This window comes from Pseudomonas sp. NPDC087612 (genome assembly GCF_044743505.1).
Lineage (GTDB): Bacteria > Pseudomonadota > Gammaproteobacteria > Pseudomonadales > Pseudomonadaceae > Aquipseudomonas.
In genome coordinates, this window is record NZ_JBIUWO010000017.1 from 67973 (window position 1) to 83660 (window position 15688).

Consider the following 15688-nt stretch of genomic DNA (forward strand, 5'->3'; position numbering starts at 1 on the left):
GTCCTAAGGTTATTTGAGGCGCACGGCGACGTCGGCGGCGAGCTTTTCAAGGGTGGCGCCGAACAGGCCGCGCTTTACCGTCGCGACTTTGTTCTGCCGGGCGTCGTAGACGCTGGCGCTGCTGAACGGCTTGAGCGGGTACTGCTGGGCCACGCCTTCGACCATGACCGTGACCGGCTTCTTGCCGCCGACCAGGCTCTTGGCCAGCAGCAGGCCGAACAAGGCGAACACGAACAGGGCCAGCAACAGCAGCACCGGGCCCAGCGGGTAGCTGATCTGCAACACGATCGGCAGGCGGGTAGCCGAGGCGCTGGCCTCGCTGGAGGGCAGGAACACGTCCGGCAAGGCATCGTTGGGGAACAGTTCGTTCATGCGTTCGATGAACTGCTGGGAAATCTGCAACTGCTGTTCGCTCAGGCGCACTTCGATGGCGCCGGCACGCTGGTAGCCGCTGGACAGCAGCACTTCGCTGGACCACTGCGAAGGCAGCGGTGGCAATTGCAGGCTGATCGACAGCTCTTCGGAGCGGGCGCCTGGCTCGAGGTTTTCGATGCGGTCCAGGGAGATCGACGACTGCAGGGCTTCGCCCGGCATATCGAGGCTCATCGCGACCTTGGCTGAGTGGATCTGGTAGGGGTTGAACTGGTTCTCGAAGCGGCCTAGCAGCACCGCGGTTTTCGGCGAGCCGTCGACATCGATGTTGAGCACCACGGTTTGCTGGTCGGGTGCGAGCTCGGCGCTGACGTCCGGGGTGTCTTTTACCCCGGTCGGAATAAAGCGCACGGCCGCCTGGGTCAGTGGCTTGAGGCGCACCCCGGCGTCTTTGAGCAGTGTTGCCAGGGCCGGCTGGGCCAGCACCTGCTCGAGCGCGGCACCGGCGTTGGCGCCATAGGCCAGGGCGTAGATCATCAGGCCGTTAGCCTCGAAATTGCTGCTTTTGACCGGCATTTTCTGCGGGAAGGCGGCGATGCGGCTGATCACTGCTTCCTTGTGCAGCAGGTCGTAGAACTCGCGGTTCTTGACCTGGGTTTCGTTGCTGTTGTTGGGGCTGTTCTTGTTGTTGGTGACGATCCAGATGATGCCTTCGCGCCCTTCCAGGCCGGTGTTGATCGCCGCCAGCAAGGCTTCCTTGAAATCGGTATCGGCATAGGCGCCGCTGGCCTTGCGGGCCAGGCTCAGGGCATTGACGCTGTCGGCGAGCTTGGCGTGGGTGCCTGGCCCGCGGTAGGTCCATTGCGGCGAGGGGTGGCTGCTGTCGGCCTGGTTGAAGGCACCAATTACCACTTCGCCGCTGCCGGCGGCGCTGGCCGCCAGTTGCGTGACCAGCGGTTTGAAGCCCGAGGCCGGGTCGAGGTAGAACGGCTCCATCCAGCCGGAGTTCTGTACCAGCAACACCTGGCGCAGTGGCGCCGCATGGGCGCTGATGCAGACCAGGCTCAGGACGAGCAGCAGGCTGTGGCGTAGCAGGCGGTTCAGGCGTTCCATCGGTAAAGCGCTCCAGTCGAATCGATGTACAGCCACAGGGCGTTGTCGTAGCAGAACCACTGCGCGTTCCACGGTTGCGCCACCTTCAGCAGCAGGCTCAAGGCCGGCTGGCCGATGCGCTCAAGGCAGTACTCGGTCTCGACGGGCTGCTCATTGCCGAAGAACTGCTGCAGGCTCGAGGGCCAGCGCACTCGGCACGACAGCAGGTGCGGGTTGTCGCTGAACTCGATGAACGGGTACACCACTTCGCGGTCGGCGGGGTTGTTGTCGACGTCGTGTTCACCCCACGGGGCGTCCAGGCGCACGTTGAACATGTAGTTCAGCTGCCCGGTGCTCAGGCGCGAGCCTTTGACTTCCTTGCGCTCGTCGGAGTCCAGGCGCAGGCAGTACTGCTCGCTGCCTTCGAACAGTTGCTGCCAGATGCCGTAGCCATTGACGAACGGCGGGCCATATTCGGGGCGCGCCTGGGCGCCGGGCGGCCAGCTCAGCCATTGGGCTTCGAGGCTTTCACCGAGCTTGACGCTCAAGTAGCCGTGGGCGCCGATCCACAGCAGGCGCCGCGAGGCCGGGTCGCGCAGCGGCGCCGAGAGATTGTGCAGGTGTTGCGGATTGGCCAGGGCAATCGGGTGTGCGAGCCACTGATCATTCTGGCGGGCGACCACGCAGAAGCTGCCATCGGGCATCTGTTGGGGAATCAGCACCTGCTCTTCAAGCTCGCCCGGGGCGGCGATAGCGCGGCCAGGGCAGCGCTCCAGGTGGTAGCGGCCAGCGAGCGGATCGACGCGCACTTCGGTGGCGCCTTCATCACAGGCCAGCAGCAGGCATTGCTGGCTGCCCTGCTCGCGCAGGCTCACGCCCCAGGCCCAGCTTTGCAGGCTGCAGCGACCGATCGGGGTGCTGTGCGGCAGCACTCCGACCCATTCTTCGGCCTTGCGCTGCCAGCGGAACAGGCTGCCATCGCGCGCCAGCGCAAACAGCGCTTCGCGATGGCCGCCGAGGTTGGCGACGAGGAAATTCAAACCGTTGCTGCGCGGCAGCTGGTCGAACTTGCGCGCGGCATTGAGGTTGCGCGGGCTGGCGCGATCAAGGCGCTGGTACACGGCGGCGATAGTCTGCTCGGCAGCGTCGAGCTTGCAACTGCCCTCCACCACCCGCCGGCCGCTACCGTTGCCATAAGGTGGCAACCAGCGCTGCTGGAGAGCGTAACGAACAGGTTCAAGGGGCGCGCCGGTCTGCGGGCAATGGCGGAAGCTGGCCGGCAGCCAGGACTGCCCGTCAGGCGCTTGCTGCGCCCCGACGAGGAAATCCAGGTCAGGCTGATCGCCTTCCAGCGCCTTGCCAGCGACGTGGGTCAGGGAGAACCTGCCGTGGGCATCCTGCAACCAGCGTTGCCCATCCAGCGACCACTCGTACTCGCGGTCGTCTCCGACTACGTCCATATAATCCCACCATGCCAACGGTCGTTCGTGCGCAGCCCTGCCCTTCACAGCCAGGCTGTCACGTCGATAGAAAGAGATTTTGCGAGAGGCCCCGAAGCGAGGCCTTCATCTAGCAAAATGGCATCAAAACGCCATTTTTATAGCGGCGAAATAGTGGCACAGACAGTTACAAAGTCAACCACCGGCTCAGGGCAATTGCAGCCCGCCTGCGGCTTTGTGCAATGCGCGCAGGTGTTCGCCGACCTGCTTGATGTTGGCCTCGACCGCTTTGATTTGCGCGGCGCGGTCCGGGCCGAGCAAGGCCCGCACCTCTTTGTCGAGGTCGGCACTGAGGGTTTGCAGCTGTTTTTGCCGCTGGCGGGTTTCGCTCAGCAGTTTCTCGCGCTCGCTGGCCTGGGGCAGACCGTAGCCGCTGCTGCCCAGCAGTTCGGCCGGGCGGCTGAGAAAGCCGCTGTTGGCGAGAATCTGCTGCAGGGTGTTGTTGGCCTTGCCGACGCTGGCGTCGTTGCGCTCGCGCCCGCTCAGGTAGCGCTGCTTGACCTCGTCCTGGGCCAGCAGCAATTGGCGGCGCAGGCTGGCTTGTTCAAGCAGCAGCAACGCTGCGCTGGTACGCAGGTCGGCCTGGGCAAACCACGGCTGGCGCTGTTCGGCCGATTGCTCGAGCCAGGCCTCGACGCTGTCCTGCTTGATCGGCAGTTGCTTTTTCAGCACCAGGAACATGGCCTGGTAGCGGTCGCGGTAGGAGTCGAAGCGATAACCCAGGCGCAGTGCCTCGCGCGGATCATCGAGGACGCTGACATCAGCCAGGCCGCGACCTTCGAGCACTTCGAGCAAGCCATTGGGGACGATGCTGTCCAGGTCGTTCAGGCGCGGGTTGGCAGTACCGCTGCGCAACAGCTTGAGGGTTTCGACCGCACAGTTGTTCGACAGGAAGTAATAGTTGCCGTCGTAGCTCCAGTGCATCTCGGCAGCCTGGCGCACCAGGCTTTCCAGCTCGTCGCGGTTGAGCTTGAGCGGAATCGAGGCCAGGCTGCGCAGTTCGGTCTTGGTGTACTCGTCGATCACCTGCGCCAGTGGCAAGACGAACAGCCGCGACGGATAGGCGCCGGTCAAGCCGTCCCAGCTCGACAGCTGCACGTCGTTGACGAACGCCCGGTACGACAGCACCAGGTGCTGGTCCAGGTCCAGGCGGCAGTCCGGCCCGCGTGGGCGCCCGGGGGCGCAGATGACCAGGCGCAACATGCTGTGGCCCCAACGGCTGACCCAGTTCTGATTGGCTTCGGCCAGCAGGTAATCCACCGCGTAGACGCGCTCGGGGTCGATCTCGCCCAGCGGCGATTTGGCAAAGTCGTTCCCGGCATTGAGGAACGGCAAGGCGCCCGGGCACGCTGGATGTTCGGGTGCCCAGTCGAAATGGGCTTTCAGGTAGGCCTGCAAGGCCGGGCGGCGGCAGGCAAAGCTTGGGTCAAGGAGGAAGTACTCCATGTTGACCGCAATGAATTCCTTGGGGCTGCTCAGCTCATAACTGTCGGGGCTGCGCGCCACCTGGCGGTTGTGCTGCTCGCGCTCGCCACGGCGGCCGACATATTGCGGCCAGCCGGCCAGGTCGAGCAGTCGCGGATCGTCGCTGAGGGTAAAGCGGCGTTCGGTCTGGCCGCGGCACTGCTCAGGCAGGCCGATTTTGCCCTGGCTGTTCTGCTGTCGGGTGCAACGGGTGATCAGCTGTCGCTCGGCACCCTGCCACAAACGGGCGCGATCATAGATGTGGGTCAGCTCATGCAGGACGGTGGCCAGCAACTCCTGGCGCACGGTGCCGTGGGGGCGGCCGGTCTTCTGGGTGGCAGCGCTGCCATCGGCAAGGCCCGGCAGCAGGCGGCTGTTGAGCTCCAGGGTGGAAACCAGCGACGCCTGGCCATAGGCATCGGCCGGCATACGGCTGCTCCAGCTGACCTGGATACGTCGGTCAAGGCGAGTCTTGAAGCTCGGTGGCAGGGCCTGCAGGGCTTCATCCAGCAATGCCTGGCTGGCCCGCTGTTGCTGCGGGCTCATGCCATCGGCCTGCAGCACCAACTGCAGGTCGGCCAGTGCCGGGCTGCCGCACAGTATCAGCAGGCAGCCCAGCAGCCAGGCACGCATTGGCTTCACAGGGCGAGAATGGCTTCAGCCAGCACCTGGTCGCTGGCCTGGCGCGCTTCTGGCACACGCTGGCGCAGGGTATCGAAGGCGGCTTCGAGTTGCGCACCACGGATCTCGCCACGGCTGGCGACGTAGCTGGCGGCATCATCGCGGGCTTCGCGCACGACTTTCGAGTCGCGAATCGAGGTGGTGGTGTCGGAGGTGAAGTCGATCGAGCGGCCAAAGGCGCGAACGATGATGTTGCTGGTGGCCACCAGGGTTTGTGCCTGGGCCACATCGGCCAACAGCAGAAGGCCAAGGGTGGCGGCAATCAGCGGGTTACGCATGGAGCATCTCCGGGAGAACAGAAGTAATCATTGGACGAGAATTGCCTGTGCCAGTTCAAGGTCGCTGGCATGAAGTTCCGGGTTGGCCTGGCGCAACTGCTGCAGTGCTGCCTCAAGGCGCGCGCCCCGCCATCGGCCATCGCTGGCGACAAAAGCGGCGGCATCGTCATGGGCGGCCAGCAGCAGTTTGCGATCGAAGGGCACCGACGTCACTTTGCTGGTGACGTAACCACTGACGACAAGGTTGTTGGTGGTCAGGTCCAGCGCCTGGGCGGCGCTGCTCCAGCACACCACGAGCAACAGCAATGACAGATAACGCATGGGTCTCGAACGGCAGCTGAATCAGGCGGCAAAGGCTATCCCAATGCGCCGGTGAGGACCAGCGCAGAGGGCCCGGCTTAGTTGCACGTTGTTACATGCACGGCCGGGAACGAGCGGCTTCAGAGCGCCAGGATGGCCTGTGCCAGTTGCGCGTCGCTGGCCTGCAGGCTTGGGGTCTGCTGGCGAATGTGGGCGAAAGCGCTCTCCAGTTTCGCGCCGCGGATGTCACCGTGGCTGGCAACGAAGCTGGCAGCGTCGTCACGGGCGGCCTGGACGATCTTGTCGTCACGGAACGAGGACGACACATCGGAGGTGGCATCGGTGGAGGCGGCAACACCACGAACGACGGTATCGGTGGTGACGACGAAGCTGGTGGCGTTGGCAGTCGAAGCCAGGGCCAGCAGCAGCGCGGCGCCAAACAAGCGTGAATGGAACATGGTCGATCTCCTGGATAGGCTTTTGGTGGTTCTTATGTCAGACGCACGCTCAGCTTGTTGCGCTACTTTTTACCAAGCTGGGTACGTTAAGGGTATCACGCGGGTGTAATCCGCGGCTTGGACCGGATCGTAGCAAGATTTATCAACTGTACCTGTCAATTTAATTAAATTAAAAATTGTACTGGTATGTTGTTCAGCCGCTCTATTCCGGGCCTTTAAACGACAAAACCCGTCAGCAGTCACCTGCGACGGGTTTTGGGGAATTCGTGGTGCCGGCCTTGGCCGGCGAGCCCTGCATTAACGCCAGAAAGGCTTGCTCAGCTCTTCGTAGCGTTGTGCTTCGCTGATACCGGCATCAGCCAGCAGACGCGAGTCCAGGCGAGCCAGTTGGTGGCGGCTGGCAATGCGGCGTTGCCACAGCATCAGGTTGGCCAGCAGGCGCAGTGGCAGCGAGGCCTTGGATTGTTCGGCGGTGTTTTCGAAAACCAGATCGGAACTGAGGGTACGTTCCATGATGTCATCCTTCCGCTTGTGGCGGCATTAGGTAGTGATTTAACTGATGCCAATGATCCTCCTCTGTCGTCCATAACAGTAGATACAGTTCACCTACATTGTGATGGGCCAGTTAACTGTTTTAGACGACTGTTGCACTCGGAATAGGCGCAACTGTACTGGTCAGCACTGAAATGGTGCATTTTTTATCAGAGAGGGGGCAAGAGGATGAAAAATGGCGGTGAAATCACCGGTACAGTAGAACAGTTTTTGTCTGGATAAATACATCAGTTGCCCGACCGGTTGGCATTGCGCACAACCGGCCGGTCACTGTGCAGGTCAGCCGGCGAGCATGCGCCCGGTTTCTTCCAGGTTTTCATGCCAGGCCAGGGCTTCGCGCAGGATGTGCGGGGTGTGGCCGCCGCGTTCGCAGGCGCGGGTGAAGTAGTCGTTCAGCGCCTCGCGGTAATCCGGGTGCACACAGTTGTCGATGATCACCCGCGCACGCTCGCGTGGCGCCAGGCCGCGCAGGTCAGCCAGGCCCTGCTCGGTGACGAGGATATCGACGTCGTGCTCGGTATGGTCGACGTGGCTGACCATCGGCACCACGCTGGAAATCGCCCCGCCCTTGGCAATCGACTTGGTGACGAAGATCGCCAGGTGCGCGTTGCGGGCGAAGTCGCCCGAGCCACCGATGCCGTTCATCATCCGCGTGCCGCAGACGTGGGTGGAGTTGACGTTGCCGTACAGGTCGAATTCTAGCGCGGTGTTAATGCCGATGATGCCCAGGCGGCGAACCACTTCAGGGTGGTTGGAGATTTCCTGCGGGCGCAGGACCAGTTTGTCCTTATAGCGCTCCAGGTTACCGAAGACGTCGGCGTTGCGGCGGGTCGACAGGGTGATCGAGCTGCCCGAGGCGAAGCTCAGCTTGCCGGCGTCGATCAGGTCGAAGGTCGAGTCCTGGAGTACTTCGGAGTACATGGTCAGGTCTTCGAACGGCGAGTCGATCAGGCCGCACATCACCGCGTTGGCGATACTGCCGATACCGGCTTGCAGCGGGCCGAGCTTGTTGGTCATGCGCCCGGCGTCGACTTCCTGCTTGAGGAAGTTGATCAGGTGGTTGGCGATGCCTTGGGTTTCGTCGTCTGGCGGCAGTACGGTGGACGGCGAGTCCGGCTGCTCGGTGATGACGATGCCGACGATCTTGGCCGGGTCGATCGGGATTGCGGTGCTGCCGATGCGGTCATCGACTTTTACCAGCGGGATCGGCGTACGGGTCGGACGATAGGTCGGGATATAGATGTCGTGCAGGCCTTCCAGGTTGGCGTTGTGCGCCAGGTTGATCTCGACGATCACCTGTTTGGCGAAAATCGCGAAGCTGGCCGAGTTGCCCACCGAGGTAGTCGGCACGATGTGGCCCTGTTCGGTGATGGCGACCGCTTCAATCACCGCGATGTCCGGCAACTTGAGCTGCTGGTTGCGTAGCTGCTCGACGGTTTCCGACAGGTGCTGGTCAATGAACATGACCTCGCCGGCGTTGATCGCCTTGCGCAGGGTGCTGTCGACCTGGAACGGCATGCGCCGGGCCAGCACGCCGGCCTCAGTCAGTTGCTTGTCGAGGTCGTTGCCCAGGCTTGCGCCGGTCATCAGGCTGATTTTCAGTGGCGACTGCTTGGCGCGTTCGGCCAGTGCATGGGGCACCGCCTTGGCTTCACCGGCGCGGGTAAAACCGCTCATGCCGACGGTCATGCCGTCCTCGATCAGGCCAGCGGCATCAGCCGCACTCATTACCTTGCTGTGCAGGGAGGACAAGCGGATACGATCACGGTACATGGATTGTTATCTCGGGCTACTAAAGCTAGATGCGCAGTCTAGTGTTTTCGCCTGGCTTCGTCCCGCGACCAAGGTCGAATGCGAAGCCCTGAAATAGAGCCTTCTGTCGGCTGGCCGGGCATGAAAAAGCCCCAGCCGGTACCGCGCTGGGGCTATTTGTCACAGCCGTTTGAACGGCTTATTCGACCGCTTTGACCATGTCTTCGATGACCTTCTTGGCGTCGCCGAAGACCATCATGGTCTTGTCCAGGTAGAACAGCTCGTTATCAAGGCCGGCGTAGCCGCTGGCCATCGAGCGCTTGTTGACGATGATGGTCTTGGCCTTGAACGCCTCGAGGATCGGCATGCCGGCAATTGGCGACTTCGGATCGTTCTTCGCCGCCGGGTTGACCACGTCGTTGGCGCCCAGCACCAGCACCACGTCAGCCTGGCCGAACTCGGAGTTGATGTCGTCCATCTCGAACACCTGGTCGTACGGCACTTCGGCTTCGGCCAGCAGTACGTTCATGTGCCCGGGCATGCGCCCCGCCACCGGGTGGATCGCGTACTTCACGGTCACGCCGTTGTGGGTCAGCTTCTCGGTCAGCTCTTTCAGCGCGTGCTGGGCACGGGCCACCGCCAGGCCGTAGCCGGGGACGATGATCACGGTGTCAGCGTTGCTGAGCAGGAAGGTGGCGTCGTCGGCCGAGCCGGATTTCACCGGACGGGCTTCCTTGGCACCGGCCGGGCCGGCCGCTTCTGTCGCGCCGCCGAAACCGCCGAGGATCACGTTGAAGAACGAACGGTTCATCGCCTTGCACATGATGTACGAGAGGATCGCACCAGACGAACCGACCAGGGAGCCAGCGATGATCAGCATTGAGTTGTTCAGCGAGAAGCCGATACCGGCTGCCGCCCAGCCCGAGTAGCTGTTGAGCATCGACACCACCACTGGCATGTCGGCGCCGCCAATCGGGATGATGATCAGCACGCCCATGACGAACGCCAGGATCAGCATCAGGGCGAAAGCGCTGTAGCTGCCGGTGAAGGTGAACACCAGGCCCAGGCCAATGGTGGCAAGACCCAGAACCAGGTTCAGCTTGTGCTGGCCGCTGAACTGTACCGGTGCGCCCTGGAACAGGCGGAACTTGTACTTGCCCGAGAGCTTGCCGAAGGCAATGACCGAACCTGAGAAGGTGATCGCACCAATGGCGGCGCCGAGGAATAGCTCAAGGCGGTTACCGGTAGGGATCGGGTCGCTGATGCTGGCAACGATGCCCAGCGATTGCGGCTCGACCACCGCGGCAATGGCGATGAACACCGCGGCCAGGCCGATCATGCTGTGCATGAAGGCGACCAGTTCGGGCATCTTGGTCATTTCAACGCGCTTGGCCATGATCGAGCCGGCAGTACCACCGATTAGCAGACCGACAATCACGTAGCCGATGCCGTCGGTAGCCAGCTCTGCGCCCAGCTTATAGATGAGGCCGACGGTGGTGATCACCGCCAGAGCCATGCCGAGCATGCCGAACAGGTTGCCGCGCCGTGACGTAGTCGGGTGCGACAGGCCCTTGAGTGCCTGGATGAAGCACACCGAGGCGACAAGGTAGAGAAGTGTTACCAGGTTCATGCTCATGTTTACTTCTGCCCCTCTTGCTTCGCTGCGCCCTTGCCTGGGGCTTTCTTCTTGAACATCTCCAGCATGCGCCGGGTGACGAGGAAACCGCCGAATACGTTGACCGCTGCCAGGGCCACCGCGAGGGTGCCCATGGTTTTGCCCAGCGGCGTGACGGTCAGCGCGGCAGCCAGCATGGCGCCGACGATGACGATGGCGGAGATGGCGTTGGTGACCGCCATCAACGGCGTGTGCAGTGCCGGGGTGACGTTCCAGACCACGTGGTAACCGACATAGATCGCCAGCACGAAGATGATCAGGTTATAGACGCCGTGAGAGATCAGCATGTCTTCCATTGTCTGGCTCCTTATCCGTTCTTGCGGATGACCTGGCCGTCGCGGCACATCAGGCACGCGGCGACGATGTCGTCTTCGAGGTTGATCGTCAGCGCGCCGTCCTTGTCGAACAGCAGCTTCATAAAGTCGAGCAGGTTGCGTGCATACAGCGCCGAGGCGTCCGCGCCGACCTGCGCTGGCAGGTTGGTCGGGCCGACGATGGTCACGCCCTGCTCCACCACCACCTGGTCGGCGACGGTCAGCGGGCAGTTGCCACCCTGGGCTGCGGCGAGGTCGATGACCACCGAGCCGGGTTTCATCTGCGCCACGGTCTCGGCGCTGAGCAAGGTCGGAGCCTTGCGGCCAGGGATCAGTGCGGTGGTAATGACGATATCGGCCTGCTTGGCGCGCTCGTGCACCGCCAGGGCCTGACGCTGCATCCAGCTGGCCGGCATGGGTCGGGCGTAGCCGCCGACACCTTCGGCGCACTCGCGCTCTTCATCGGTCTCGTAAGGGACATCGATGAACTTGGCGCCCAGCGACTCGATCTGCTCCTTCACCGCCGGACGCACGTCCGAGGCTTCGATCACCGCACCCAGGCGCTTGGCTGTGGCGATAGCCTGCAGCCCGGCTACACCGGCGCCGAGGATCAGCACGCGCGCAGCCTTAACAGTACCGGCAGCGGTCATCAGCATCGGCATGAAGCGCGGATAGTGGTGAGCCGCCAGCAACACTGCCTTGTAACCGGCAATGTTGGCCTGCGACGACAACACATCGAGGCTTTGCGCCCGCGAGGTACGCGGCGCCGCTTCAAGGGCAAAGGCGGTGATGCCGCGCTCGGCCATCTTGGCGATGGTTTCGTTGTTGAACGGATTGAGCATACCCACCAGCACGGTGCCGCTCTTGATCTGGGCCAGTTCGCTATCGTCAGGGGCTACAACCTTGAGAACCAGCTGAGCTCCAAACGCATCGGCAGCGCTGCCAATAGTGGCGCCTGCTGCTTCATAGGCACTGTCCGGAACGCTGGCATTGATGCCGGCGCCGCTCTGGACGGTGACCTGATGCCCCTGGCCAATCAGTTTCTTGATGGTTTCCGGGGTTGCAGCAACCCGTGTTTCGCCCGTCTGCGTTTCGAGAGGAACACCAATGTGCACGTCATTTCTCCTGCGTGATCTTTTGTTGGTAAACCAGCGCACTGCGGATGGTGCGCTGGGGCGGCCGATCAGCACGATCCCGCCGAATCCAGGCGGGGCGCGGCATTTTGCAGGTGATTCCTGAATCGCTTCAACCAGTTTTGAAGGGTGACGGCAATCAAACTACAAGTCACCCTGTGACCGAATGTCGCAATAACAGGCCTGGAGCCCGCCAAGCGCGGGCTTCAGGGAGATTACGGCAAAATTCGAAAATTTTCCGCCGAATTTGCTGAATGCCTGGCTGAAAGCGCGATTTATGCTGTGAAGGCCGCATAAACAGCAGGGTTAAGGGTTTTTCAGAGGGTGCCTGAAACAGTTGGCCTAAATGCGACATTTCCTTATATCTGTAGGGTTTCAGTTTTATTGACTACGGGGTCAGGTTGTAGCTGTCATCCTTATGGGCTGCGGCGTAGCGGCCCGCCTCCCCTACCAGCCAATCGCGGAAAGCGCGCAGCGAAGCCGACTCCACCTTGCGCTCAGGGATCATCAGGTAATACGCCTTGATGCTCGACAGCGCATGCGGGCTGGCCACCACCAGGCGCCCTTCTGCCAGTTCGCGCTGGATCAGGAAGGGCGGAATCAGTGCCACGCCCATCTCGTGCATGGCCGCCTGTGCCAACATCGAGAATAGCTCATAGCGTGGGCCGGTCATGTCACGAGCGACGTTCATTTCCAGGCTGTTGAACCACTGGCGCCAGGCGTAGGGCCGGGTGGTCTGCTGCAGCAGCGGCAGCTGGGCGATCTGCGCGGGGCTCAGTTGCCGGTTGCCGGCCAGCAATGCCGGGCTGCACACCGGCACCGGGTTCTCGCCCATCAGCCGATGGGACTCGGTACCCGACCAGTCGGCATCGCCGAAGTAGATCGCCGCGTCGAAGCTGGTATCGGCAAACAGGAATGGCCGGGTGCGGTTGGTCAGGTTGACCGTGACTTCCGGGTGGCGCTGCTGGAAGTCCTTGAGCCGGGGTAGCAGCCACTGGGTGCCGAAGGTAGGCACCACTGCCAGTTCGATGACGTTGGCGCCCTGCTGGCCCATCACCGATAAGGTGTCGCGCTCCACCGCATCCAGCTGCGTGGCGACCCGGCGGCTGTAGGAAAGCCCGGCTTCGGTCAGCTTCACCCCGCGGCGCGAGCGGCGAAACAGTTCGACATTGAGAAACTCCTCCAGCCCGGCGATTTGCCGACATACGGCGCCCTGGGTCAGGGACAGCTCCTGGGAAGCCTTGGTAAAGCTCTCGTGGCGGGCGGCGGCCTCGAAGCAGACCAGGGCCGCTGTGCTGGGGATCTTGCGCCGCATGTACATCAACCTCACTAATAGAGCGTAGAGATGGCCTTTGCGGCCATTACGAAGTGAGAAATTATCACAAGAGCATGCGCAATCCTCGTTTGTCTCGCCGCCGGAACGGGCCTAGGATCAATGCACAACAACTCTGGTCCCATTTCTCGAGGATTCGCTCATGGCCGGTAAAGCAAGCTTCAACTGGATCGACCCGCTGTTGCTCGACCAACAGCTCACTGAAGAAGAGCGCATGGTGCGTGACAGCGCTTATCAGTTCGCCCAGGACAAGCTGGCCCCGCGCGTGCTGGAGGCCTTCCGTCACGAGCAGACCGACCCTGCGATCTTCCGCGAGATGGGCGAAGTCGGCCTGCTGGGCGCGACCATTCCCGAGCAGTACGGTGGCAGCGGCCTGAACTACGTGTGCTACGGCCTGATTGCCCGGGAAGTGGAGCGTATCGACTCCGGCTACCGCTCGATGATGAGCGTGCAGTCCTCGCTGGTCATGGTGCCGATCAACGAGTTCGGCACCGAGGCGACCAAGCAGAAGTACCTGCCCAAGCTCGCCAGCGGTGAATGGATTGGCTGCTTCGGCCTGACCGAGCCAGACCATGGCTCCGACCCGGGCTCGATGATCACCCGCGCCAAGAAGGTCGACGGTGGCTATCGCCTGAGCGGCAGCAAGATGTGGATCACCAACAGCCCGATCGCCGACGTGTTCGTGGTCTGGGCCAAGGATGACGCCGGCGACATTCGTGGTTTTGTTCTGGAAAAAGGCTGGCAGGGCCTGAGCGCCCCGGCGATTCACGGCAAGGTCGGCCTGCGCGCCTCGATCACCGGCGAAATCGTCATGGACAACGTGTTCGTGCCGGAAGAGAACATCTTCCCCGATGTGCGCGGCCTGAAAGGCCCGTTCACCTGCCTGAACTCGGCACGCTATGGCATCTCCTGGGGTGCCCTGGGCGCCGCTGAAGCCTGCTGGCACACTGCGCGCCAATACACCCTGGATCGCAAGCAGTTCGGCCGCCCGCTGGCCGCCAACCAGCTGATCCAGAAGAAACTGGCCGACATGCAGACCGAAATCACCCTGGCCCTGCAAGGCTGCCTGCGCCTGGGGCGGATGAAGGACGAAGGCACTGCTGCGGTAGAAATCACCTCGATCATGAAGCGCAACTCCTGCGGCAAGGCCCTGGACATCGCCCGTATGGCCCGTGACATGCTCGGTGGCAACGGGATCTCCGACGAGTTCGGTGTGGCCCGTCACCTGGTCAACCTCGAGGTGGTCAACACCTATGAAGGCACCCATGACGTCCACGCGCTGATCCTCGGTCGCGCGCAGACCGGCATTCAGTCCTTCTATTAATAAGGAGCGAGCCATGGGCGCGCTATCTCATCTGCGGGTGCTGGATCTGTCGCGAGTGCTGGCCGGGCCCTGGTCCGGGCAGATACTTGCGGACCTCGGCGCCGAAGTGATCAAGGTCGAGCGTCCGGGCAGCGGCGATGATACGCGCGCCTGGGGCCCGCCCTTCCTTAAGGACGCTTACGGCGAGAACACCAGCGAGGCTGCCTACTACCTGGCGGCCAACCGCAACAAGCGTTCGCTGACCATCGACTTCACCCAGCCCGAGGGCCAGCGCCTGGTGCGCGAGCTGGCGGCAAAGTCGGACGTGTTGATCGAGAACTTCAAGGTCGGCGGCCTGGCAGCCTATGGGCTGGACTATGAAAGCCTGAAGGCGCTCAACCCGCGCCTGGTGTATTGCTCGGTTACCGGCTTCGGGCAGACTGGGCCCTATGCCAAGCGCGCCGGCTATGACTTCATGATCCAGGGCCTGGGCGGGCTGATGAGCCTGACCGGGCGCCCGGAGGGGGAAGACGGCGCGGGGCCGGTGAAGGTCGGTGTCGCGCTGACCGACATTCTCACCGGGCTGTATTCGACCGTGGCGATCCTGGCCGCCCTCGCCCATCGTGACCGTGATGGCGGCGGCCAGCACATCGATATGGCACTGTTGGACGTGCAGGTTGCCTGCCTGGCCAACCAGGCCATGAACTACCTCACCACCGGCACGCCGCCGCGGCGCCTGGGTAATGCGCACCCGAACATCGTGCCTTACCAGGACTTCCCTACTGCCGACGGCGACTTCATCCTTACCGTGGGCAACGACGGGCAGTTCCGCAAGTTCGCCGAGGTTGCCGGCCAGCCGCAATGGGCAGACGATCCGCGCTTTGCTACTAATAAGCAGCGGGTTGCCAACCGTGCCGAGCTGATTCCACTGATCCGCCAGGCCACGGTGTTCAAGACCACCGCTGAGTGGGTCGCGCAGCTGGAGCGGGCCGGGGTTCCGTGCGGGCCTATCAACGACCTGGCGCAGATGTTTGCCGACCCTCAGGTCAAGGCCCGGGGCCTGGCAATCGAGATGCCACACCCGCTTGCCGGGCAGGTGCCGCAGGTGGCCAGCCCTATTCGCTTGTCCGAGACGCCGGTGGAGTATCGCCATGCACCGCCGCTGCTGGGCGAGCATACCGAGCAGATCCTCGGCGAAGTGCTGGGCCTGGCGGCATCGGAGATCGAGCGCCTGCGGCTAACCAAGGTGGTCTGAAGCTTCAAGCTGTAAGCTGCAAGCTACAAGTTGGGCGCGGTGCTGCGGCTTTTACTTGTAGCTTGCGGCTTGTGGCTTATAGCCAAAACGCCCCCGCTGAAACAAAGTTGAAATAAGTCCTTGACGCCCCCACAGATCTCTCTATAATTCGCCCCACTTCCGGCGCAGTCGGAACTGAAAACTCCTTGAGTTTCAAAGAGTTAGCGGTTCCAGGGTCATCCGGAGGT

Annotated in this window: 14 protein-coding genes; 2 read left to right on the plus strand and 12 right to left on the minus strand. The window is 62.7% G+C overall.

Features of this window, described 5'->3' with window-relative positions; genetic code table 11:
• Positions 1-9: 9 nt before the first annotated feature.
• The 12 genes from ACIOVF_RS26985 to ACIOVF_RS27040 form a co-directional block, all read right to left on the minus strand.
• Positions 10-1485 carry a hypothetical protein gene (locus tag ACIOVF_RS26985; RefSeq protein ID WP_045200606.1) on the minus strand — a complete coding sequence of 492 codons (1476 nt, stop codon included), beginning with the start codon at positions 1483-1485 and terminating at the stop codon, positions 10-12.
• Positions 1473-2924, minus strand: coding sequence for a hypothetical protein (locus ACIOVF_RS26990; protein ID WP_401293886.1), 1452 nt, complete (start codon positions 2922-2924; stop codon positions 1473-1475). The genes ACIOVF_RS26985 and ACIOVF_RS26990 overlap by 13 nt, the downstream gene beginning before the upstream one ends.
• Positions 2925-3110: 186 nt before the next feature.
• Entirely contained in the window at positions 3111-5069 is a 1959-nt protein-coding gene (locus ACIOVF_RS26995) for a DUF4105 domain-containing protein (RefSeq protein WP_401293889.1), read from the minus strand.
• The gene (locus ACIOVF_RS27000; RefSeq protein WP_010222593.1) at positions 5066-5386 is read right to left on the minus strand and encodes a DUF2388 domain-containing protein; all 321 of its coding nucleotides are present in this window, start codon (positions 5384-5386) and stop codon (positions 5066-5068) included. The genes ACIOVF_RS26995 and ACIOVF_RS27000 overlap by 4 nt, the downstream gene beginning before the upstream one ends.
• A 27-nt stretch (positions 5387-5413) precedes the next feature.
• Complete coding sequence (locus ACIOVF_RS27005) at positions 5414-5707, minus strand: DUF2388 domain-containing protein (RefSeq protein WP_195885395.1); 294 nt, start codon at positions 5705-5707, stop codon at positions 5414-5416.
• Between the two features lie 119 nt (positions 5708-5826).
• Positions 5827-6144 carry a DUF2388 domain-containing protein gene (locus ACIOVF_RS27010; RefSeq protein ID WP_045200598.1) on the minus strand — a complete coding sequence of 106 codons (318 nt, stop codon included), beginning with the start codon at positions 6142-6144 and terminating at the stop codon, positions 5827-5829.
• Positions 6145-6441: 297 nt separating this feature from the next.
• Entirely contained in the window at positions 6442-6657 is a 216-nt protein-coding gene (locus tag ACIOVF_RS27015) for a DUF1127 domain-containing protein (protein ID WP_010222590.1), read from the minus strand.
• Between the two features lie 318 nt (positions 6658-6975).
• A complete protein-coding gene (locus tag ACIOVF_RS27020; RefSeq protein WP_045200596.1) occupies positions 6976-8469 on the minus strand; it encodes an acetyl-CoA hydrolase/transferase family protein in 1494 nt (497 codons plus the stop codon).
• A 178-nt stretch (positions 8470-8647) separates the two neighbouring features.
• Complete coding sequence (locus ACIOVF_RS27025; RefSeq protein WP_045200595.1) at positions 8648-10084, minus strand: NAD(P)(+) transhydrogenase (Re/Si-specific) subunit beta; 1437 nt, start codon at positions 10082-10084, stop codon at positions 8648-8650.
• A 2-nt stretch (positions 10085-10086) separates the two neighbouring features.
• A complete protein-coding gene (locus tag ACIOVF_RS27030; protein WP_038997786.1) occupies positions 10087-10419 on the minus strand; it encodes an NAD(P) transhydrogenase subunit alpha in 333 nt (110 codons plus the stop codon).
• An 11-nt stretch (positions 10420-10430) separates the two neighbouring features.
• The gene (locus ACIOVF_RS27035) at positions 10431-11552 is read right to left on the minus strand and encodes a Re/Si-specific NAD(P)(+) transhydrogenase subunit alpha (protein WP_010222584.1); all 1122 of its coding nucleotides are present in this window, start codon (positions 11550-11552) and stop codon (positions 10431-10433) included.
• A gap of 406 nt (positions 11553-11958) precedes the next feature.
• The gene (locus ACIOVF_RS27040) at positions 11959-12885 is read right to left on the minus strand and encodes a LysR family transcriptional regulator (protein WP_195885397.1); all 927 of its coding nucleotides are present in this window, start codon (positions 12883-12885) and stop codon (positions 11959-11961) included.
• A gap of 160 nt (positions 12886-13045) precedes the next feature.
• Here ACIOVF_RS27040 and ACIOVF_RS27045 point away from each other — a divergent pair, with 160 nt between their 5' ends.
• Together ACIOVF_RS27045 and ACIOVF_RS27050 are read left to right on the plus strand one after the other, a co-directional pair.
• Entirely contained in the window at positions 13046-14227 is a 1182-nt protein-coding gene (locus tag ACIOVF_RS27045; protein WP_045200593.1) for an acyl-CoA dehydrogenase, read from the plus strand.
• Between the two features lie 13 nt (positions 14228-14240).
• Complete coding sequence (locus tag ACIOVF_RS27050) at positions 14241-15461, plus strand: CaiB/BaiF CoA transferase family protein (RefSeq protein ID WP_401293896.1); 1221 nt, start codon at positions 14241-14243, stop codon at positions 15459-15461.
• Positions 15462-15688 lie beyond the last annotated feature (227 nt).